Below are 22,319 nucleotides of genomic sequence, written 5' to 3'. Positions count from 1 at the left end.
CTGGATATTATGCCAACCACTTAAGAAATATGGTTTCATCAAGCACCTGACTCCTCAAGAGTCGCTAGCGCTTTTCCTCTTGACCAGCCAGGAGCTTGATGAAGGGAGTTGTTTAAGGTGGTTAGCACAAGTATATCACCAAGTTCAATCACTCATAATATAGTGTAGAAATTTCTAACTTAAATTGACAATCGAGATATTCAAAAGACACCAGAATATGATACGATAAGCGTAAGAGAATCAAATTAGAGGAGGTTGTTTGCATGTCACTAAAAATTCAAACACCAAATGGACTTATTAGCTTAAGTAATGAAGGAATTGCCACAGTTGTAGGGGCGGCTGTTACAGATAACTACGGCGTCGTAGGAATGGTCAGCAAAAACTTCTTACGCGATAACATTCAAGATATTTTAAAAAGAGAAAATTATGCTCGCGGTGTGGTAATCACACAAGAAGACGATGGCATTGTCGTTGACGTTTATATTCTCGTATCTTACGGCACAAAGATTTCAGTCATTTGTCAAAACATACAAGAAGCAGTGATGTATAATGTCGAACGCTTACTTGGATTTGAAATCAGTTACGTCAATGTTCACGTACAAGGAGTAGAAGTCAACTAATCGTTGGCTGACTATAAGGAGGATTTAACTGTTGATATTAACAAAATTAACTAACCTTGAATTTCAAGGAATGATCGCCTCGGGCGCTAAGAACTTAACAGAAAACGTTGATTTAATTAACTCGCTAAATGTCTTTCCTGTGCCCGATGGAGATACAGGAACGAATATGAATATGACCTTTGTTTCCGGCTCACAAAATGTTGCTAAGGCAACAGACCAACATGTTGGTCAACTATCCCAAGCGTTAGCTAAAGGGTTACTTATGGGAGCTCGCGGAAACTCTGGTGTTATTTTATCTCAAATTTTTAGAGGCTTTTCTTCAGCGATTAAAGATCACGAAACTTTAGACGCCCAACAATTTGCCCATGCCTTTTCAGGCGGAGTAGAGTCAGCTTATAAAGCGGTCATGAAGCCTGTCGAAGGAACCATTTTAACCGTAGCTCGCGAATCAGCCATTGCTGGCGAAAAGAAAGCGCAAGAAACGGACAATATTATTGAAATTATGGAAGCGATTGTTGAAGGAGCGAAAGTTTCTTTAGACAATACGCCAAACCTATTACCTGTTTTAAAACAAGTCGGTGTAGTCGACAGTGGTGGAAAGGGGCTTCTATGTATTTATGAAGGCTTTTTAGCTTCTTTAAAAGGCGAAGATATCGTTAAAGAAGATTTAAGCCACTTAGACTCCCCAGAACATGTCCATGCGATTTTTGATGATGCCAATGAACATCCGCTATCAATGGATGATATTACTTACGGTTTTTGTACGGAAATTATGGTCCGTATTGGTGAAGGCCCAACGGTTCGTAAATCCTTTGACTATGAAGGGTTCCGTCAAAGATTAAACAAAATGGGTGACTCTTTATTAGTCATTGCAGACGATGAAATTGTAAAAGTTCACGTTCATACTGAAGATCCAGGTAAAGTAATGCAATTAGGACAAGAGTTTGGTGAATTAATCCATATTAAAGTTGACAACATGCGTGAACAAGTTAGAGAGCTTGAGCAAAAAGAACAAACTCAACAAGCACCTGCTACTCCTCAAGTCCCTGTAGAACAAAAAGATATGGCTGTTATTGCTGTAGCAGCTGGTAAGGGAATGGTTGAGTTATTTAAATCACTTGGAGTAGATGAAGTTTTAGAAGGCGGACAAACAATGAACCCGTCAACAGAAGACTTTGTTAAATTAGTTGAAAAAGTCAACGCGAAGCAAGTCGTTTTACTGCCAAATAACAAAAACATTACGATGGCAGCTGAACAAGTGAATGACTTAGTGGATGCAGACGTCGCAGTAGTAGCAACACGAAGCATTCCTCAAGGGATCGTTGCGATGATGACTTATGACGAATCAGCTTCTTTAAGTGAGAACCAAGAAGCGATGAATGAAGGTAAAAATGACGTCGTAACCGGACAAATTACGTATGCAATTCGCGATACGCAAATTGATGGCATTGATATTAAAGAAAAAGATTATATGGGAATTATCGATGACAAAATTAAAGTCTCGACTCCATCCAATGAAGAATCATTAAAACAAACTTTAGAATTAATGATTGATGAGGATACAGAAATCTTAACAATTTTAATTGGTGAAGACGGCGAAGACTCTATTTTAGAACCGATCATTGATGAATTAGAAGAACAATATGAAGACATGGAAGTGGAAGTCGTGCAAACAGACCAACCAGTCTATCATTACATTATCGCCGCTGAATAGTAGATATAATACGAATAATGTTTCGGCATTATTCGTGTTTTTCTATTTTTAAAGGAGGTTTCTAATGTCACATAAAACATGGTATGATCCGATCAACACATTAAAAGGCATTGGTCCTGCTAGGCAACAACAGTTTGCGAAAATTAATGTATTTACTATTAAAGACCTATTTTTTCATTTCCCTTTTAGATATGAAGATATAAGAGCACGAGAGCTTGATTCCATTCTTGATCAAGAACAAGTTACGTTAAAAGGAACGATCGTGTCTCCGCCGGTAGTCAGCTTTTTTGGTCATAAAAAGAGTCGCTTGCAATTTAAATTAGCTGTTAATGACCATGATGTGATTCAAGTGATCTTTTTCAACCAACCTTACTTAAAGAAACAATTCGATGTAGGTCATACCGTAGCAATTTATGGTAAATGGCAATCTAACCAACAGTCTTTATTGGGTATGCGCGTTTTAAATAATCAACAAAGCGGGGAAAATTTTGCACCGATTTATAATACGACAAAAGGACTCAGTCAAAAAAACATCTTAAATACATTGGAATTAGCCTTTGAAGAGTATGGACAAGTGATTCCTGAAATATTACCCAAGAGGCTCAATGAAAAATATCGTTTAGTTAACTTAAAAGAAGCGCTATATTGGATGCATTTTCCTAAGAACGGGCAACAAGCAAAACAAGGAAAAAGAAAAATTATTTTCCAAGAGTTGTTTTTATATCAATGGCAGCTACAACAAGCTAACCAAAAGCATCAAGGAGAACCTGGGGTGATTGTTAATTATGATGTTGATCCTTTAAAAGAAGTCATTGATCAATTGCCTTACGAACTCACCAACGCACAAAAGCGGGTCGTAAATGAAATTTGTATTGATTTAAGGTCACCTTTTCCAATGCGCAGGCTCGTTCAAGGAGATGTGGGAAGCGGGAAGACGTTAGTTGCTTTTCTAGCAATGATCGCAACCATTCAAGCAGGCTATCAAACAGCCTTAATGGTGCCAACCGAAATATTAGCTAAACAACACGCGAAAGAGTTTAACCAACTCTTTGAATCCATTGGCTTAAGAGCGGAGCTGCTCATTAGCGCCACGCCAACAAAAGAAAAAAATAATATTTTAGACGGTTTAAAAGCCGGACGCATTCGCGTTGTTATTGGGACTCATGCTTTAATTCAACCAACCGTTATCTTCCACCGTTTAGGATTAGTCATTATTGACGAACAGCACCGCTTTGGTGTGGGACAACGTCAAACGTTATTGGATAAAGGGCAAGGAGAAGAAGTGGTTAATTTACTACAAATGACTGCTACACCGATTCCGCGATCCCTTGCTTTAACAATTTATGGTCAATTAGCGGTCTCAACGATTGATGAATTGCCAGCAGGACGTCAGCCGATTACTACTCGAGTGTTAAAGCCTAATCAAATTGAAGTGGTTTACGACCAAATGCGTCAAGAACTTCAAAAAGGACATCAAGTGTATTATGTCTTGCCGCTAATCGAAATGTCCGAAGAACTGCAAGAAGTAGAAAATGTCCAAGCAGTGGTTGAACGTTTAGACGGATTATTTTCCAATTACACCATTGGAACGATGCACGGTCAGATGACAAAAGATGAACAAGAAGCAACGATGACTGACTTTAGTCAAAATAAAGTCCAAATATTAGTTGCGACAACAATGGTTGAAGTAGGAGTTAACGTGCCTAATGCGACGATGATGATTATTCAATCAGCAGAACGATTCGGTCTAGCTCAGCTTCATCAGTTAAGAGGGCGCGTGGGACGAAGTTCTTTAGAAAGCTATTGTTACTTAATTGCAGACCCAACGACAGAACAAGGTCGCGAGCGAATGGCGATTATGGAACAATCCCAAGACGGGTTTAAAATAAGTCAAGAAGATATGAAAATTCGCGGCATTGGTGAAGTGTTAGGACGTAGCCAAAGTGGCTTGCCTCAATTTAAATTTGCCAATATTTTTGAAGATCAACATATATTACAAATCGCATATCAAGATGTTTTGTACATTATGAAACATTTCAGTGAACTTAGCACACAAGAGCAAGAGGAGCTCAATAAATGGGTTGAAATGCACCTTATAGAAGTTTAAGATAAAAGGTGATTAAAAAATAAAGGGGTAGGTCCATGATTAAAATAGCTATTGATGGCATGGGGGGCGACAACGCTCCTTACGTCATTTGCCAAGGAGTCAATCGAGCACTTAAAGAGTTTACCGACATTGAAGTGCTTTTATTTGGAGATAAGGATCAAATCACACCTCTTGTTGAACCAAACGAGCGTTTAACGATTATTCATAGTGAAGAAGTGATTGAAGGAGATGACGAGCCGGTCCGAGCCATTCGCCGTAAGTCAAAATCTTCAATGGTGATGGCGGCAAGAGCCGTTCGTCAAAAAGAAGCCGATGTTTTACTGTCTGCAGGAAATACGGGAGCATTACTAGCAAGTGGTTTATTGTTAGTAGGACGTATTAAACACATTGATCGTCCAGGGCTTATGCCGATTCTTCCGACTGCTTCTACTGAGCGTCCGCAACTATTGTTAATGGATGCTGGAGCAAATGCGGATTGTAAAGCAATCAACTTGCATCAATTTGCGATTTTGGCTAATCTGTATGCTAAACGTGTCTTAAATATCGCCCAACCGAAGGTGGGGTTAATTAATAACGGTGCGGAAGCTTCCAAAGGAAATGAATTAAGTAAGAAGGCCTATGAACTATTAAGCCAAGAAAAACGCATTGACTTTGTAGGGAATGTGGAATCTAGCGAACTACTCACTGGACGAGTGGATATAGCGATTACTGACGGCTTTACTGGAAACGCTATCTTAAAGACGCTAGAAGGTACAGGTAAAGTGATTTTTAGTCAAATGAAGCATCAATTACTCAATTCAGGAGTTAAAGCAAAAATAGGTGGTTTACTTATTAAAGATGCACTCCTTAATTTAAGAGACCAGTTTGATGATTCAAAAGCCGGAGGAGCGATTCTTTTAGGTGTCAAAGGAGCTGTTATTAAAGCTCACGGATCATCCAATGAAGAAGCTATCTTTAACGCGATTAGACAAGCTCGAATTGTCCATCAGTCTCGCGTAATTGAAGAATTTACTCAATACTTTGAAGAAAGTACACCAATAAACGAATAAAAGGAAGATAAAAATGAACAATAATGTTTTTGAAACAGTACAACAATTAGTCGTAGACCGTTTCGGTGTTCACGAAGACAAAGTGACGCCTGAGATGACGTTTCAAGATTTAGGCGCTGACTCTTTAGATGTCGTAGAAGTCATTATGGAATTAGAAGATTTCTATAACGTTCAGTTTGATGATGATCGAATTGAACGTTTAGCGACGATTGGAGACGCTGTTAACTATTTAGAAGAGTTAACTAACCAGTAATTCAGCATTTCGTGAAAGGAGGATACTATGGACGCCAAAGATAAGGTGTTATTAGAAGTACACCATTTAGAGACTGCATTTAGAATTGGCGATCAATTTTATAATGCGGTTGACGACGTGTCATTTACATTGTCACGCAACGAAAAATTAGCCATTGTAGGAGAGTCCGGTTCAGGTAAAAGTACTTTAGCGACTTCTATTATCGGACTACACAATAAAAATAATACCCGCGAGCAAGGTCAAATTATGTATAAAGGCCGTAATTTGTTAGAACTGACTGAAAGCGAATATAATGAGATTCGCGGTGCGGATATTAGTATGATTTTCCAAGATCCGTTATCATCTCTTAACCCATTGATGACGGTGGGAGCACAAATTGATGAGTCGTTGTTATACCACACCAAAATGTCTAAAGACGAGCGAGAAAAACGAGTCATTGAATTATTAGACCAAGTCGGTATCGCCAACCCTGAGCGTATGGCTAAACAGTATCCTCACGAATTATCCGGTGGGATGCGCCAACGTGTTATTATTGCGATCGCTTTAGCGTGCAAGCCAGAAATTATTATTGCGGATGAGCCGACAACAGCTCTTGATGTGACGATTCAAGCACAAATCTTAGATTTACTCAATGATATTCAAGAAGAAACAGAATCAGGCATTATTTTAATTACTCACGACTTAGGAGTTGTAGCAGAAACGGCTGACCGAGTGGCTGTGATGTATGCAGGTCAATTTGTGGAAATTGGAACAGTCGAAGATATTTTCAATAACCCAAAGCATCCATATACTCGTTCATTACTTCGTTCGATTCCGCAATCCAATGAAATGGTCGATGATGCTTCAGGTGAATTACACGTCATTCAAGGGGTTGTACCACCAATCACTCAATTACCTGAAAAAGGTTGCCGTTTTGCACCACGTATCCCATGGATTCCCGCAGAAGCCCATGAAGAAGATCCCGTCATGCATGAAGTTGCACCGGGACACTTTGTTCGTTGTACGTGCTACCAGTCGTTTTATTTTGAAGAGGAGGCGAATTAGATGAGTGAATTTATGCGTGTTGAAAATTTAAAAGTTCACTATCCAATTCGTAGTGGCTTTTTTAACCGGGTTACTGACCATGTTTATGCAGTGGACGGCGTTGATTTAGTCTTTGAAGAAGGAAAAACTTACGGCCTAGTTGGCGAATCAGGTTCCGGTAAATCAACCATTGGAAAAGCGATTATTGGTTTAGAACCAATTACAAGTGGCCGTGTGTTGTTTAATGGAGAAGACATTACCCGCAACCAAGGGCGCCGGTCAGATTATCGCCGGGATGTGCAAATGATTTTCCAAGACTCGATGTCCAGTTTTAACCCTAAGCGCCGTATTACGGATATTTTATCTGAACCGTTACGTAACTTTACTAACATGACACCTCAAGAACAAGATCGTCGTAAACTTGAGTTGTTAGATATTGTCGGTCTATCACAAGAAGCTCTTTATAAATATCCTCATGAATTCTCTGGAGGACAACGTCAAAGAATTGGCGTCGCTCGAGCTATGGCATTAAACCCTAAATTAATTATTGCTGACGAACCGGTTTCAGCGCTGGATTTATCCGTTCAAGCTCAAGTGTTAAACTTTATGAAACGGATTCAAGAAGAATACAATACAAGTTATTTATTCATCTCCCACGACTTAGGGGTTGTTAAACATATGTGTGATGAATTAGCGATTATGTATCGCGGGCGATTTACTGAATACGGGACACGATCAGATATTTATAACGATCCGCAACATATTTATACTCGTCGCTTGCTTTCAGCGATTCCTCAAGTGGATCCAACAAACCGAGGCGCCAATAAACAAAGACGTCAAGCGGTGGAACGAGAGTATCAAGAAAACTTCCATCAATACTTTGATGAAAAGGGTCGAGTGTATGAACTACAGCCTATTTCTAACACTCACTCTGTCGCTTTAAACCCTGAAAATCAAGCGTTAAAAGGAGGAGAGCAATAATGTGGAAGACAATATTACGTCGTATTTTATTGATGATTCCTCAATTGCTTGTATTAAGTATTTTAGTGTTTGTGCTAGGAAGCTTAATGCCAGGGGATGCTTTAACTGGATTGATTGATCCAAGTATTAGTCCTGAACAAATTGAAGCAATGAGAGAACAATTGGGCTTAAACCAACCAGTCCATATTCAATATTGGAATTGGTTAAAAGGAGTCCTGCAAGGGGATTTTGGTCGTAGTTTCCAACACCAACAACCGGTTCTTTCAATTATCGGCCAACGAATTGTACCAACTCTTTGGTTATCTTTATATTCATCAATTTTAACTTATGCGATTGCGATAAGTTTAGGAATTATTTCCGGACGTTATGAAGGATCTTGGGCAGACAAATTAATTAACCTTTACACCTTTGTCGCTTATTCTATTCCTTCTTTCGTTTTAGGGTTACTATTTTTATGGTTATTTGGCTATAAACTGGGTTGGTTCCCAACAAGAGGAACCATTGCCTCAGGGGTTCAGCCTGGAACTTTCGCAGCAGTGATGTCAAGGATCAAACATATGACGCTACCAGCCATTACGATGGCGTTGTTAAGTACGACAGGAATTATCCTTTACTTACGTTCTGGAATTGTTGACGCTAAAGTTCAAGATTATGTGCGAACGGCACGAGCAAAAGGGGTACCAGAAAGTGTTATTTACAATAAACACATCACCCGTAACTCCTTTTTACCGGTAGCTTCAGGAATGGGATACGTTATTACCGGCCTGATCTCTGGAGCAGTTATTACGGAGACTATTTTTACTTATCAAGGAATGGGTCTATTATTTATTAACTCCATTACCGGCCGTGATTATACCGTGATGATTGCTTTAACTTTACTGTTTGGTACGATGACTTTATTAGGAACATTGTTATCAGACATTATTATGGTTATTGTCGATCCGCGTATTAGAATTCGATAGAAAGGAAGTTAGATATGGAGCCGAACAATCAACATCTTGTTGAAGAAACAGAATTAGTTCAAGAAGAAGCTGCTCAGACATCTTCACTTCCTCCTATGGGATTCGAAGTGATCCGTCGCGAATTTAAACGAGATAAAATTGCGATGGCAGCTTTAATTATTTTAGTTGCGATATTAGTTTTTATCTTTATTGCTCCATTTTTTATGGACATTGAAGAAGCTACGAAAGTAAATATTTTTAACCGATTCACCCCATCAGGACAAGACGGTTACTTACTAGGGTCCGACGAAGGTGGACGGGATATTTTAGCTCAACTGATCGTTGGAGCGCGTAACTCAATTATTATTGGTTGGTCTGTAACAATGATTACATCAGCCATTGGTATTGCGATTGGAATTTTCTCTGGATACCACGGCGGTCTGATTGATGATATTACGATGCGTATTATCGACTTTATCATGGTCTTACCGACGTTTATTATCATTATCGTTATTACAACAATCATTACTAAATATGATATGTGGACGTTAATTTGGGTTATTTCTCTCTTTGGTTGGGCTAGTGTGGCGCGACTATTCCGTACAGCCACTTTAAGTGAAGCGTCAAAAGAGTATGTCAGTGCATCTAAAACAATGGGAACAAGTGATTGGAAAATTATGTTTGGTGAAGTGATGCCAAACTTAAGTTCATTAATTATCGCCCACTTAACGTTAGGATTTGCAGGTAGTATCGGAATTGAAACCGGTCTTAGTTTCTTAGGATTTGGACTTCCCATTGGAACGCCAAGTTTAGGAACGTTAATCGGAACAGCTAAAAGTGCTGACATTATTGAAAATAAAACTTGGGTCTGGCTACCGGCTGTTATTTTAGTGTTAATTTTAATGTTAACCATTAACTATATCGGACAAGCTTTAAGACGAGCAGCAGATAGCCGTCAACGACTCGGATAACAAAAAAGGGTTCAACTTTTGAAGTTGACCCTTTTTTTATTTAGTCTAAAAATTGTCGCACATCCTCGGGTGTTAGGTCTAGTTGATAGTTGAGTTGTTTTAAAACAGTGTCTCCTTCAACTTGAGCTAAATAGGGGATGGTTTGAATGTTTAATGTTTGAGCAAGTTCATTTTTAAAGCTTTCGCTTGCTTTATCTGCATCTAAATAGTAAATAATATCATTGGAGTGAAGCGCTTTTTCTAATATAGGTTTAAATTCATTGCAGTAAGGACAATTGTCGCTGCCGACATATAAGTAATAAGTTGTTTCTTGGTTAACTAAATCAATATAAGCTTCTTTAGTCAGTAGAGGGAGTTGTTCAACCTTTTGAGGTCCGCTACAACCAACAAGAAGAAGGCTTAAGATAAGTATGAACTTTAGAACAAGATTTCGTTTCACGTTCATCATTCCTTTTTGAATTGATTATACCCTCTCTTTTAAAGAGTAACAACTCATTTAAAAGACTAATAGTTTCATTAGATTAGGACATCTTCCTTGTTCATAATGATTCAGGTCGGTACCATAGATAGTAAGGAAAGAATAAGGAGGAATTACAGTGAATAAAACGCTAAAAAAATCAGCAGCTCTGTTTAGTTCAGTGTTAATGTTAAGTAGTTTAACTCTTTCATCACTAACGCCCATCGCGCTAGCTGAAGAAAATCAAGGGCCACAAATTGAAGCGGCTGTCACTCGCGAAGGTGATCCGATTGAAGGAGGGGAATTTCGCTACGCCTTAGTAGGTGACCCATTCTCAGGAATTTTAAACCCAATGTATTGGTCAGGTCAACCCGATGGAGAATTAGTGAGTTTCTTTACGGAGTCTTTATACGGTTATGACGAGAACTTTTTAATTGATGACTCAGGTTTTGCGAAGATCGAATTCCACGATGACGAAAAGGCGGTCACAATTACAATTCCTGAAGATGTTAAATGGCCTGATGGAGAGCCAGTCACCATTGACGACGTTATTGCCCCTTATGAAATTGTTGGTCACCCAGACTACACAGGTGTTCGTTACGGTAAAGGGTACGTAGACGTTAAAGGAATGGAAGCTTATAAAAATGGGGAAGCAGATTCCATTGAAGGGTTAGAGCGTATTAATGACTACACACTAAAAGTTCACTATGACAACTACAATAACTCCATCCGCCAAGCGGGAGGAGCGATTGCTTCGGCGATTCAACCGGCTCATATCGTCAAAGATATCGATGTTGAAACTTTTGAAGATAGCGACTTTGTCCGAAAAAACCCAATGGGCTTAGGTCCATTTAAAGTCGAAAGTATTGTTCCTGGTGAATCTGTTTCTTTTGTTCCTAACGAAAACTATTGGCGTGGGGATGTAAATGTTGATAAATTAACCGTTGAAGTCGTTAACCAAACCTCTGTTGTTCAAGAGATGAAAGCGGGTAACTATGATGTAGCTTCTCTTCCAGCAGATCAATATGAAACGTTTAAAGATGCTGAAAACTTTGATACCGTCGGTATTTTAAGTAACGCTTATAACTACGTTGGCTTTAAATTAGGAACCTTTGATGAAGAAAGTGGCGAAGTTAAACCTGACGAATCAAAAGTGACTTGGAACAAAGCACTACGTCAAGCCATGGCTCATGCGATTGATATTGATGCGATTGGCGAACAATTTTATCAAGGATTAAGAAGTCGCGCTACGTCATTAATTATTCCATTATTTGGAGAACTGCATAAGCCACAAGATGGCAACGTATATGATATTGATTTAGCGAATCAAATACTAGACGAGGCTGGCTTTAAAGATACTAATAACGACGGATTCCGCGAAGATCCAAACGGTGAACCCTTTACATTAAAACTAGCAGCCATGTCAGGAAGCGAAGTGGCTGAACCTGAAACTCAATATTATATGGAAGCTTGGAAAGCCATCGGAATTAACGTTGAATTAGTTGACGGACGTCTTTTAGAATTTAATGCCTTTTATGATCGCTTGAAAGAAGACGATCCAGCGATTGATGTTTACCTAGCAGCTTCTGGTGTCGGAGGAGACCCTAACCCATATACGTTCTTTGGTCGTAAAGGATTAATGAACTATAGTCGTTGGGCCACTGAAGAAAATGATAAGTTATTAGAAGACATTTCTTCAAATGACGCGTTTGAAGAAGATTTCCGTATTAAAGCGTACGGCGATTGGCAAGATTATATGAACGAAGAAATGCCAGTCATTCCAACCTTATACCGTTATGAATTAACGGCCGTTAATAAACGGGTTTCTAATTGGGATACACAAATTGGATCAGATTTAAACTGGACACAAATTGCTTTATTAGAAGACCAACCTGTTAAATAAAAGTTAAGCCAGGCTCTTTATGAGCTTGGCTTATTTGTTTTCACCAAAGTTTGTTGGAGAACGATAAGATGAGATTTATGTTAAATATAAGTTAACTAAGCGCTTGCAATTTAGAAGATTATTATGTATATTTAATTTAAATTCAATTTCTTAGGGGGAAAACAGATGAACCTAACACTTAAGAAATCCGTTGCTTTGTTCGGATCAATGTTAATGTTAAGTAGTGCAGCACTCAGCGCAGCTGCTCCTTTTGCACAAGCAGAAGGCGAAATGCCAAATATTGAATTAGCCGTTAGTCGTGAAGGAGATGCCATTGAAGGAGGCGAATTCCGTTACGCCTTAGTTGGAGATCCATTCTCAGGAATTTTAAACCCAATGTACTGGTCAGGTAAACCTGACGGAACATTAGTTGACTTTTTCTCAGAATCTTTATACGGTTACGATGAGAACTTCTTAATCGATGACTCAGGTTTTGCGAAGGTCGAATTCCACGATGACGAAAAAGCCGTCACGATTACCATTCCACAAGACGTTAAATGGCCAGACGGTGAGCCAGTAACAATTGATGACGTCATTGCACCTTACGAAATCGTCGGACACCCAGAATATACAGGAATCCGCTATGGTAAAGGTTACGTTGATGTTAAAGGAATGGAAGCCTACAAAAAAGGCGATGCTGATACGATTGAAGGATTAGAGCGCGTTGATGACTACACATTGAAAGTTCATTACGAAAACTACAACAACTCAATTCGTCAAGCCGGTGGAGCAATTGCTTCTGTTATTCAGCCAGCTCATATCGTCAAAGATATTGATATTGAAACCTTTGAAGACAGCGACTTTGTCCGTAAAAATCCAATGGGCTTAGGTCCATTCAAAGTAGAAAGCATCACACCAGGTGAAGCGATCACTTTCGTACCAAACGAAAACTACTGGCGCGGGGATGTAACAGTTGACAAATTAATCGTTGAAGTCGTTAACCCGACAGCTGTTGTTCAAGAATTAAAAGCAGGTAACTACGACGTAGCGACTTTACCAGCTGACCAATATGAAACATTTAAAGATGCAACTAACTTTGATGTTGTTGGTAACGTAGACAACGCTTATAGTTATGTTGGCTTTAAGTTAGGAACGGCTGATGAAGAAACAGGCGAAGCTAAGCCGGATGAATCTAAAGTGACTTGGAATAAAGCTTTACGTCAAGCCATGGCTCATGCGATTGACTTTGATGCGGTTGGAGAGAAGTTCTACCAAGGACTACGCTTTAGAGCAGAATCACCAATTATTCCATTATTCGGTGACTTACATAAAGCACAAGACGGAAACGTCTATGACGAAGAGTTAGCTAACAAAATTTTAGATGATGCTGGCTTTAAAGACGTTGACGGAGATGGATTCCGTGAAGATCCAAACGGCGAAGCATTTACACTACAATTCGCAGCCATGGCAGGTAGTGAAGTAGCAGAACCAGAGACGCAATACTACATGGAACAATGGAAAAACATCGGAATTAACGTTGAATTAGTTGACGGACGTCTATTAGAATTCAACGCCTTCTATGATCGTTTAGAAGAAGATGATCCAGCCTTCGATGTTTACTTAGCTGCATGGGGTACAGGTGGAGATCCAAACCCACATACTTTCTATGGACGTGACGGTTCAATGAACTATACTCGTTGGGCAACAGAAGAAAACGATAAGTTACTCGAAGCGATTGGTTCAAGTGACGCTTTCGACGAAGATTTCCGTGTGAAAGCTTACGGCGACTGGCAAGATTACATGAACGAAGAAATGCCAATTATCCCAACACTTTACCGTTACACTTTAACTGGTGTTAACAAACGTGTATCTAACTGGGATACACAAATCGGTTCAAACTTAAACTGGACAGAAATTAAGTTATTAGCCGACGCACCAGCTAAAGAATAATGATTAATAAACAGGCCTTTTAAGGCCTGTTTTTTGTATTAAAAGTTCTTTCATTATCCTCTTGTTTCATTACGAATCTCTAACCAGCACACAGCAGTGGCTATGCTATAATGGACGAGTATGAAAGTGATAGGGAGGATTATATGTTAGGTGCACTCGGTATTTTCTTAGGCGCTAGTGTGATCATTTATTTATCACTCAAGCGATTAAACATTATGATTACCGCTCCTTTAGCGGCCTTAGTGGTTATTATTTTTAACGACATGCCCATTTACGACAGTTTACTAGGAGCTCAAGAGTATAGTTTTATTTCTGCTCTTGGGGACAATATGATGAAGTTCTTTGCTTTATTTCTACTGGGATCCATTTTAGGTAAACTGATGGAACGAAGTGGAGCCACTTTATCCATTGCTCAAGATATTTTAAGACGGATTGGGCATGACAAACCTTACGCTGGACTGTTAGCGTTATTTTTAATTTGTAGTATTTTAACCTTTGGCGGCATTAGTATGTATGTCGTATTGTTTGCGGTCATTCCTCTAGGTCGCAGTTTATTTAAGGAAATGAACATTTCGTGGTCTTTAATTCAATTGCCAATCTGGCTAGGGGTCGCAACACTGACGTTAGTCATGTTGCCGGGAAGTCCTTCTATTCAAAACGTTATCCCGGTAACGTACTTAGGAACAAGTATTAATGCAGCACCCATACCTAGTATTTTAGGCGCCATTGCCAGTACGATCTTTGGATTATGGTTTATGCATTACCGCTTGCACCAATCCCTTCAAAAAGGTGAAGTATTTGAAGAAAAGATAGACTTCGTCGCAACGACTACAGATCTACCGGTTAAACCATTGCCACCTTTAGGGCGTAGCTTATTGCCACTTTTATTACTCATTATTATCGCGATTGGTGGAAGTATATTAGGAAGTGATCAAGTAAAAGCAACGATCATTTACGTCGCTCTTCTTAGCTCAATTATTGCCAGTTTAGTTTTATTTTGGTCTTATTTAGATAATCCGATCGAAACCCTATCTCTCGGGGCGACTGATTCTACCGGCGCGTTATTTGCGACCGTCAGTGCCGTAGCCTTTGGAAGTGTCATTGTCCATTCGCCTGGCTTTGAAGTGATTGTTAATAAAATCTATGCAATGAGTGACAATCCTTATTTTAAATTGATTTCTCTTAACAGCTTGATGTCACTCATTACGTCATCATCGGTGGGAACATTGAGTATTATTTTACCCAAATTCTCCCAAGAATTACTTCAATCGGGCGCTAATCCGGAACTATTGCACCGGATTGCCTGTTTATCAGTCAGTGTCTTTCCGATGGGGCCTCATAGTGGGGCTGTGTTGACCTTTTTAGGGTTAACCGGTTTGAATTATAAAACAGGATATAAAGATTCGGTCATTGTGGTAGCAGTGTGTACAGGTTTAGCGTTAATTGTGACATTAGTGACTGGATTATGGTTATATTAGTTGAAATGACTCCGATTAAGCGAGTCATTTTTTAATGCATTAGAACGATGCACCTTAGAGTTTAATATGCTACACTGATACTAATTGTTAAAGTTACTTTAAAGGAGTCAAACGATGAGCTTAACAACATTTACTAAACTACAGTTTAATATTATTTTTCACCATAAAGACTTATTAAAAACCGCCTTTAGACATACATCTTATGTTAACGAAAATGCTTCTCGTCAATATACATCTAACGAGCGATTAGAGTTTTTAGGCGATGCAGTCATTGAAATTGTTGTCAGCGACTATTTGTATAATCGCTATCCTAAAGAGCCTGAAGGTGTCTTATCTCGCATGCGTGCTCAATTAGTTTGCGAAGCGAGCCTTGCCTTTTTAGCCAAAGAAAATCATTTAGATCAATATTTACAATTAGGTCGCGGAGAAGAAAATAATGGAGGCCGTAAAAGAGATTCTATTTTAGCTGATTGTTTTGAAGCTTTTATCGGTGCGATTTATTTAGATCAAGGCATTGAAAAGGCTAGCGACTTATTAAACGACATCATGTTAAACCAAGTAGAAACTTTATTAAACTACGTTACAAAAGATTACAAAACTCTTTACCAAGAAGCCGTACAAACAAAAGGACAAGCCGTTATTCGTTATGAATTACTTGACCAAACCGGTCCTGACCACAACCGTGAATTTACGATTGGTCTCTTTTTAAATGATGAACAAGTCGCAACGGGTAAAGGACGCAACAAAAAGCAAGCGGAAACCCAAGCGGCTCAAAAGGCTTATCACCAATGGATGGAGCGTGAAGCATGTATTTAGATCGAATTGAAATGACTGGCTTTAAATCTTTTGCCGATAAGACAGTGATTGAATTTGATAAAGGATTAACAGCAGTAGTAGGGCCCAATGGAAGTGGTAAAAGTAACTTATCGGAAGCGATTCGTTGGGTCTTAGGAGAGCAATCCGCGAAGAGTTTACGAGGCGACCGGATGGAGGATGTTATCTTTAACGGAACCCAAGATCGCCGACCAGTTAATATGGCTAAAGTGACTCTTGTTTTAAATAACGAAGATCGATATTTGGATTATGACTTTAACGAAATCAGTATTACCAGAAGTTATAATCGAAATGGCGATAGCCAATATTTGATTAACCAACAGCCCGTGCGGTTAAAAGATATTATCGATTTGTTACTTGATTCAGGATTAGGAAAAAATAGTTTTGCGATGATTTCTCAAGGAAAAGTCGAAAGTATTTTCTTAAGTAAACCTGAAGAACGTCGTGCAATTTTTGAAGAAGCCGCTGGAGTCCAGCGCTATCAATTGAGGAAACAAGAAGCCGAACGTAAAATGACTCGCTCTAAAGATCACTTAAGCCGAGTAGAAGATATTATTTACGAATTAGAAAAACAAATCACCCCCTTAGAAAAACAACGGGACGACGCGATGAGTTACCAAAAGCTTACGGCTCAATTAAAAGAAGAAGAAATTTCTTTATATACTTATCAAATTGAAACCCATCAACAAACGTGGCACCAAGCGCAAAAAGAAGACGACGAATTAAAACAAGCCATTCAAACAGCCAAAAAAGAAATGGATAAAGTCGATCAAGAACTTTCGGCCACTCAAGATCAAATCGAGCACTTAAATCAAACCATTGATTCATCTTTAGAAAGTTATCATCAATGGACTTACCAACAACAAAAAAATGAGTCCCAAGAAGCGATGTTAAACCAACAACTTTCTTTTAATGAACAATCTAAAGCGGACCAAGAAAAGAATCGTCAAGCAATGATGGAACGCCAACAGCGAGCCACTCAACTGATGCAAACATTAGAAGAGGAAAAAGGTCAACTAAAAGACGATTACGATCAATTGGCAGAGCAAAAAGAAACGCTCCAACAACAACTTGACCGCTTAAAGCCACTCAGCCAAGAAGAAATGGAAAAGATGCGTCAATCGCTACTGGATTGGTATCAACAAGAAGTCAAAGCGACGAGTACGATCGATATGACCCAAAACCAAATCCAAAAGAGTCAACAACAAATTGAGCAGTTACATGAAGAATTTAAACAACAAATCAGTCGCCGGGATGAATTAGAACACACGGTGTCGGAATTGTCCAAACAAAAACAAAAGATTCAACATCAGTTAGATAAATTGCGCGAGAATTATCGAGATAAAAAACTTCGCTTAGACCAAAGGATGAATGAACGAAAAGACTTAACCCAACAACTATTCGATAAAGAACGCCTCATTCAACGAACGAAAGCCAATGTTCAATCCTTAGAACAAATGCAAGAAGACTATGCAGGTTATTATGCTGGAGTTCGCGCCGTGATGACTGCGCAACAGTTGACCGGAATTGACGGCACTGTAGCAGATTTAATGAATGTTCCGACGGACTATCAAACAGCGATTGATACCGCCCTTGGCGCGTCTCTTCAAACAGTGATTGTCCAAGACGACTTATCAGCAAGACACGCCATTCAATACTTGAAACAAAACCGTTTAGGACGAGCCACCTTTTTACCACGTTCAAACGCTAAACCAAGAGCTTTGTCCCAGTCCGTTCAAGCAAAAGCTCAAACAATGGACGGATGGGTCGGTGTTGCTAGCGAACTCATTCAATTTAATAAAGAAGACCAACCCATTATTGGGCAACTATTAGGCAATACGATTGTTGCTGATCATATAAAAAATGCCCAACAAATGGCTAAAGCCTTTAACCATACAGTTAAAATTGTCACCCTTTCAGGTGAACTACTACTGCCTGGAGGAACGGTCTCAGGGGGACGTAATCAACAAGAACGTCGCTCTATGTTAAGTCGAAAAGATGATTTAATAAAGGCTCAAAAACAATTAGCTAACGAAACAGCGCAATTGAATCACTTAGAAAAAGATTTAGATGAATTAACAGAGAAAATAACGCAACTAAATACCCAATTAGAGATGTTAACAAAAGAAGGTCAAGAAACAGATCAAGTCCTTCAACAAACCCAAACTGAACATCAAAAAGCACAACAAACTTTAACAGATCTTGACCGCTTAGGAGATATTCACCGTGCAGAAGAAGAGGAACTAAAAGCAACGATCACTCAAGCAAAAACGCAAGAGCAACAAGCAAAAGAACTTCAACAGACGGCTCGCCAAACCATTGATGAACTGCAACTAACATTAGATCAAGCAACCCAAGACGAAAGTAAACAACAAGCTAAACGTCAACAACTCAATGAAGAACGTCACACGTTAACCACCCAGTTGAGCATTAAAGAAGTCGAGCTAAAAGAATTAAGCCGACGTCTTAAGGAGCAACAACAAGAATACCAGGCGTTAAGTGAGCAACTGGCTCAGTTTGAAGCAACTTTTGACGAAGATCAAATGAATACCGATCAAATTCACATTCAGCTAGAAGAGCTTGCTCAAAAAAATCAAGAAGCGATTGAGCAAATCAGTTTCTATAAACAACAAGCCGATTCACTAAGAAAAGAACGCCAAGTGCAACAACAAACGATTAAACAATTAGAACAACATGCCAAAGAAGGCTTTGATGCGCTACAAACCTTATACCAACAACAAGCCTCTAAACAAGCGCAAGTTGAGCGATTAGGGGATTTAATTGACGAAGGGTTAGAGTATTTAAACCAAACGTATCAATTAAGCTATGAAGCAGCTAAGAAAACCGCCCACTCAATTGACAATGTTGCTCAAGTTAAACAATCTGTCCAACATCTTAAAGCCCAAATTGACACCTTAGGACCGATTAATTTAAATGCTATTGAAGCATATGACGAATTAAAAGAGCGTTACGATCATTTGACGGATCAACAAACAGACTTATTAACAGCAATAGAACAATTAGAAGAAACCATTGAAGAAATGGATAAACAAGTAACGACGCGTTTTAAAGAAGCTTTTGATAAAATTAACGCCCATTTCCAAACAACTTTTAAAGAACTTTTTGGTGGTGGAAATGCTAGTTTAGAATTGACCGATCCTCACAACCTATTAACGACAGGAGTAGAAATTATCGCCCAACCACCAGGTAAAAAGATGCAAAACTTAGCCCTTCTTTCAGGAGGAGAACGAGCCTTCACGGCGATTGCTCTTCTGTTTTCCATCTTAAAAGCGCGTCCTGTACCGTTTGTTGTTTTGGATGAAGTAGAAGCGGCGTTAGATGAAGCTAACGTCTATCGTTACGGAGAGTATTTACAAAGCTTTGCACAACAAACTCAATTTATTGTCATCACTCACCGTAAAGGAACGATGGAACATGCGGATATGTTATATGGCGTAACCATGCAACAATCGGGTGTATCCAAACTAGCTTCCGTTCGCTTAGCGGATTATGTTGAAGAATAAGTATTAGGTGAGGGCTTAATAGCGATTGTATCAGGAATTTGCTATAATTAAGACACATAACCATCACCTAACAATGAAAGGGAGGAGACGATGATTCAACTGATTGCCATCGATTTAGATGGAACGTTATTAAATAAGGACGAACTCATTTCAAAACGAAATATCGAAGCATTACATAAAGCCCATCAACAAGGCATTAAAATTGTCATTTGTACAGGAAGACCTTACTTTTTTATGAAACAGTTTCTAGAAGAAATTGGTTTAACTTCACCGGACGATTATATCATTACGTATAATGGTGCGTTAGTCCAAAAGGCTGCCACGGGAGAAATATTAGTCGAACAAACTTTAACAAAGGACGACCTATTAAAGTGGCAAGAAGCTTTATTACCCACTGATTTGTCTTTAAATGCTATTGATTTCGACGGAGTATACACCCCTTTGACTTACCCAAAGGGACGCGAGAATACTTATTTAACTTCTAGACCCCATTTACCTAACTGGGCTGTTGATTTTAATACCGTTAGTGAGGATCATCGTTACAATAAATTTGTGATCGCCCAGGAACCAAACTTTTTAGATGAAAGACGTCAATTATTGTCTGACGAACTGCTTAAAAATTATTCGGTTATGAAGTCGCAACCGGATTTATTAGAAGTGATGAATGTGGAGGCGGATAAAGGTAAAGCATTAGTCTTATTAGCAGAAAAGTTGAATATTCCTATCGAAAATATGATGGCTATTGGTGACCAGCCTAATGATTTGCCAATGATTCAACGAGCGGGCATAGGAGTTGCGATGGCTAATGCGGATGCTTTAGTCAAAGAAGCTGCTGATGAAGTAACGTTATCGAACGAAGAAGACGGCGTTGCTGCGGTTATTGAGAAATATTTAACTGAAGGAGGAAATTAAGTGAGTTTATTTGATCGTATTAGACGAGCGTTTACCGGAGAGGATCCCGTGGTTAAAGAAACCACTCAAGAAAAAGAAGAAACGCCTATTGTCCTTGAAACCTATGACAAGGGAATGGAGAAAACTCGTAAAAGTTTTGCCGAACGTATTAACTCTTTATTTACAACATTTAGAGAATTAGATGAAACCTTTTATGAAGATTTAGAAGAAGCGTTCATCGGCGCAGATGTTGGATTTGATATGACCTTAGCGTTAACAGACGCGATTCGTGATGAAATCGAAGAACGAGGCATTCATAAACCTGAAGAGGTTAAACAAGTCATTATCGAAAAGATGGTTCGGATTTATGAAAAAGATGGCGGTGACCAATTAGCTTCATTAAACGAAAACCCAGACGGACCAACTGTTATTTTATTTGTGGGTGTGAACGGAGTTGGAAAGACTACTTCCGTTGGTAAATTGGGCTATCAATTAAAACAACAAGGTCATAAAGTATTAATGGCTGCGGCTGATACGTTCCGAGCTGGTGCTACAGAACAATTAGAAGTGTGGGGCGAGCGATTAGATATTCCTGTCGTCACTGGAAAAGCTCAAGGGGATCCAGCTGCGGTTGTTTATGACGCGGTAAAACAGGCCAATGACGAAGACTATGATTACGTATTAGTAGACACAGCGGGACGATTACAAACAAAAATTAATTTAATGGACGAATTAGCTAAAATTAAACGCATCATCGAAAAAAATAATCCTAACGGAACTCAAGAAGTATTGTTAGTTCTTGATGCGACAACTGGACAAAATGCGTTAATTCAAGCAGAACAATTTAACCAAGCAACTGAAATTACCGGACTAGTCTTAACAAAACTAGACGGGACAGCTAAAGGTGGCGTTATTTTAGGAATTCGCCACAACTTAAATATTCCGGTTAAATATATTGGACTTGGTGAGACTGCTGAAGACTTTCAACTATTTGATCCTCAAGAGTATATGTATAACTTAGTCCGAGATGTAATTGAAGTTCAATAAAAATAAAAGACGTTAAGAGTCTTAGCTCCTAACGTCTTGTTTTTATTGTTGTTGGACAGTTTCCCCGATAGCGTCTGCTTTATCTTGTAAATCATCAGCTACAGTAGTTAATTTGTCTTTAATACGCTCTTGTTTACGCTCATCAAGCAATAGATAAACCGCACTTAAGAATGAGACAACTTTAAGAACAGTCATGACAAATTTGAATAATTGTTTGATAAATTTAAACATAAAATCCCTCCTGAACTTTTATATGTCTAGTATATCGAAATTTTCTATAAAATCCTAACAAAACAGTTTTAATGATAGTGTCAAATTATTGTTGGTTTTCCTCTACCGTACTTTTATATTTCCCTGAACCCAGTTTCATGGATTCCATATTTTAACCAGCGCCTTTGGCACCGTGCGTCCATCGGCATTCAGTTCGTCGCCGCTCGCTTTTGTTATGAAGACTGGTTTTTCACTCTATTGGATTTCAATAACCAGCGATGGTCCCAAAAACCTGTCGACTCCGTGTGTTATTAGAATAGTGTAAGAGCGCTACTTTACCACTCCATTCATACTGGCGGGCGTATTTCCGCCCCACACGGCCATCTA

Annotated in this window: 18 protein-coding genes; 16 read left to right on the top strand and 2 right to left on the bottom strand. The window is 39.0% G+C overall.

Annotation, left to right across the window (positions count from 1 at the left end):
* Window positions 1–263: 263 nt before the first annotated feature.
* From BLR79_RS05190 to BLR79_RS05150, 9 genes are all read left to right on the top strand, one after another.
* The gene (locus BLR79_RS05190) at window positions 264–620 is read left to right on the top strand and encodes an Asp23/Gls24 family envelope stress response protein (protein ID WP_092085536.1); all 357 of its coding nucleotides are present in this window, start codon (window positions 264–266) and stop codon (window positions 618–620) included.
* A gap of 31 nt (window positions 621–651) precedes the next feature.
* Window positions 652–2,334 carry a DAK2 domain-containing protein gene (locus BLR79_RS05185; protein ID WP_092085534.1) on the top strand — a complete coding sequence of 561 codons (1,683 nt, stop codon included), beginning with the start codon at window positions 652–654 and terminating at the stop codon, window positions 2,332–2,334.
* A gap of 64 nt (window positions 2,335–2,398) precedes the next feature.
* Window positions 2,399–4,441, top strand: coding sequence for an ATP-dependent DNA helicase RecG (recG, locus tag BLR79_RS05180; RefSeq protein WP_092085532.1), 2,043 nt, complete (start codon window positions 2,399–2,401; stop codon window positions 4,439–4,441).
* Window positions 4,442–4,476: 35 nt separating this feature from the next.
* Window positions 4,477–5,490, top strand: a complete 1,014-nt coding sequence (gene plsX / locus BLR79_RS05175; RefSeq protein ID WP_092085530.1) for a phosphate acyltransferase PlsX — start codon at window positions 4,477–4,479, stop codon at window positions 5,488–5,490.
* A 13-nt stretch (window positions 5,491–5,503) separates the two neighbouring features.
* On the top strand, window positions 5,504–5,743 hold the full coding sequence (gene acpP, locus BLR79_RS05170) for an acyl carrier protein (RefSeq protein ID WP_092085528.1): 240 nt from the start codon (window positions 5,504–5,506) through the stop codon (window positions 5,741–5,743).
* 27 nt (window positions 5,744–5,770) lie between these two features.
* Window positions 5,771–6,787 (top strand): ABC transporter ATP-binding protein, encoded by a 1,017-nt coding sequence (locus BLR79_RS05165; protein ID WP_092085526.1) that lies wholly within the window; start codon window positions 5,771–5,773, stop codon window positions 6,785–6,787.
* On the top strand, window positions 6,788–7,747 hold the full coding sequence (locus BLR79_RS05160; RefSeq protein ID WP_092085524.1) for an ATP-binding cassette domain-containing protein: 960 nt from the start codon (window positions 6,788–6,790) through the stop codon (window positions 7,745–7,747).
* Entirely contained in the window at window positions 7,747–8,709 is a 963-nt protein-coding gene (gene opp4B / locus BLR79_RS05155) for an oligopeptide ABC transporter permease (protein ID WP_092085522.1), read from the top strand. Before BLR79_RS05160 ends, opp4B begins: the two co-directional genes overlap by 1 nt.
* Window positions 8,710–8,723: 14 nt before the next feature.
* Entirely contained in the window at window positions 8,724–9,659 is a 936-nt protein-coding gene (locus BLR79_RS05150) for an ABC transporter permease (protein ID WP_092085520.1), read from the top strand.
* Window positions 9,660–9,699: 40 nt separating this feature from the next.
* On the opposite strand, the gene BLR79_RS05145 is transcribed toward BLR79_RS05150, so the two are convergent.
* On the bottom strand, window positions 9,700–10,098 hold the full coding sequence (locus BLR79_RS05145; RefSeq protein WP_092085518.1) for a thioredoxin family protein: 399 nt from the start codon (window positions 10,096–10,098) through the stop codon (window positions 9,700–9,702).
* Window positions 10,099–10,255: 157 nt separating this feature from the next.
* On the opposite strand from BLR79_RS05145, the gene BLR79_RS05140 reads away from it, so the two are divergent.
* The 7 genes from BLR79_RS05140 (at window position 10,256) to ftsY (ending at window position 21,722) form a co-directional block, all read left to right on the top strand.
* The gene (locus BLR79_RS05140) at window positions 10,256–12,019 is read left to right on the top strand and encodes an oligopeptide ABC transporter substrate-binding protein (RefSeq protein WP_092085516.1); all 1,764 of its coding nucleotides are present in this window, start codon (window positions 10,256–10,258) and stop codon (window positions 12,017–12,019) included.
* A gap of 165 nt (window positions 12,020–12,184) precedes the next feature.
* Window positions 12,185–13,948: an oligopeptide ABC transporter substrate-binding protein gene (locus tag BLR79_RS05135; protein ID WP_092085514.1), complete on the top strand. Its 1,764-nt coding sequence runs from the start codon at window positions 12,185–12,187 to the stop codon at window positions 13,946–13,948.
* Between the two features lie 143 nt (window positions 13,949–14,091).
* Entirely contained in the window at window positions 14,092–15,426 is a 1,335-nt protein-coding gene (locus BLR79_RS05130; protein ID WP_092085512.1) for a GntP family permease, read from the top strand.
* Between the two features lie 114 nt (window positions 15,427–15,540).
* Entirely contained in the window at window positions 15,541–16,242 is a 702-nt protein-coding gene (gene rnc, locus BLR79_RS05125) for a ribonuclease III (protein WP_092085510.1), read from the top strand.
* Window positions 16,233–19,784, top strand: coding sequence for a chromosome segregation protein SMC (gene smc, locus BLR79_RS05120; RefSeq protein WP_092085508.1), 3,552 nt, complete (start codon window positions 16,233–16,235; stop codon window positions 19,782–19,784). The genes rnc and smc overlap by 10 nt, the downstream gene beginning before the upstream one ends.
* A 90-nt stretch (window positions 19,785–19,874) precedes the next feature.
* Window positions 19,875–20,696, top strand: a complete 822-nt coding sequence (locus BLR79_RS05115) for a Cof-type HAD-IIB family hydrolase (protein WP_092085506.1) — start codon at window positions 19,875–19,877, stop codon at window positions 20,694–20,696.
* Window positions 20,697–21,722 (top strand): signal recognition particle-docking protein FtsY, encoded by a 1,026-nt coding sequence (gene ftsY, locus BLR79_RS05110; protein WP_092085504.1) that lies wholly within the window; start codon window positions 20,697–20,699, stop codon window positions 21,720–21,722. It begins immediately after the preceding gene.
* Window positions 21,723–21,764: 42 nt separating this feature from the next.
* On the opposite strand, the gene BLR79_RS05105 is transcribed toward ftsY, so the two are convergent.
* Window positions 21,765–21,953 (bottom strand): hypothetical protein, encoded by a 189-nt coding sequence (locus tag BLR79_RS05105; protein ID WP_092085502.1) that lies wholly within the window; start codon window positions 21,951–21,953, stop codon window positions 21,765–21,767.
* Window positions 21,954–22,319 lie beyond the last annotated feature (366 nt).

This window comes from Dolosicoccus paucivorans (assembly GCF_900100125.1).
In the GTDB taxonomy this organism is placed as follows: Bacteria; Bacillota; Bacilli; order Lactobacillales; family Aerococcaceae; genus Dolosicoccus; species Dolosicoccus paucivorans.
The sequence above is the reverse complement of the archived record's forward strand: the minus strand, read 5'-3'. Positions and strand labels throughout refer to the sequence as shown.

What these genes read in the sequence shown, in the direction of transcription:
- BLR79_RS05190 (WP_092085536.1), top strand. Translation starts at nt 264, where the DNA reads ATGTCACTAAAAATTCAAACACCAAATGGACTTATTAGCTTAAGTAAT.
- recG (WP_092085532.1), top strand. Translation starts at nt 2,399, where the DNA reads ATGTCACATAAAACATGGTATGATCCGATCAACACATTAAAAGGCATT.
- plsX (WP_092085530.1), top strand. Translation starts at nt 4,477, where the DNA reads ATGATTAAAATAGCTATTGATGGCATGGGGGGCGACAACGCTCCTTAC.
- acpP (WP_092085528.1), top strand. Translation starts at nt 5,504, where the DNA reads ATGAACAATAATGTTTTTGAAACAGTACAACAATTAGTCGTAGACCGT.
- BLR79_RS05165 (WP_092085526.1), top strand. Translation starts at nt 5,771, where the DNA reads ATGGACGCCAAAGATAAGGTGTTATTAGAAGTACACCATTTAGAGACT.
- BLR79_RS05160 (WP_092085524.1), top strand. Translation starts at nt 6,788, where the DNA reads ATGAGTGAATTTATGCGTGTTGAAAATTTAAAAGTTCACTATCCAATT.
- opp4B (WP_092085522.1), top strand. Translation starts at nt 7,747, where the DNA reads ATGTGGAAGACAATATTACGTCGTATTTTATTGATGATTCCTCAATTG.
- BLR79_RS05150 (WP_092085520.1), top strand. Translation starts at nt 8,724, where the DNA reads ATGGAGCCGAACAATCAACATCTTGTTGAAGAAACAGAATTAGTTCAA.
- BLR79_RS05135 (WP_092085514.1), top strand. Translation starts at nt 12,185, where the DNA reads ATGAACCTAACACTTAAGAAATCCGTTGCTTTGTTCGGATCAATGTTA.
- BLR79_RS05130 (WP_092085512.1), top strand. Translation starts at nt 14,092, where the DNA reads ATGTTAGGTGCACTCGGTATTTTCTTAGGCGCTAGTGTGATCATTTAT.
- rnc (WP_092085510.1), top strand. Translation starts at nt 15,541, where the DNA reads ATGAGCTTAACAACATTTACTAAACTACAGTTTAATATTATTTTTCAC.
- smc (WP_092085508.1), top strand. Translation starts at nt 16,233, where the DNA reads ATGTATTTAGATCGAATTGAAATGACTGGCTTTAAATCTTTTGCCGAT.
- BLR79_RS05115 (WP_092085506.1), top strand. Translation starts at nt 19,875, where the DNA reads ATGATTCAACTGATTGCCATCGATTTAGATGGAACGTTATTAAATAAG.
- BLR79_RS05105 (WP_092085502.1), bottom strand. Translation starts at nt 21,953, where the DNA reads ATGTTTAAATTTATCAAACAATTATTCAAATTTGTCATGACTGTTCTT.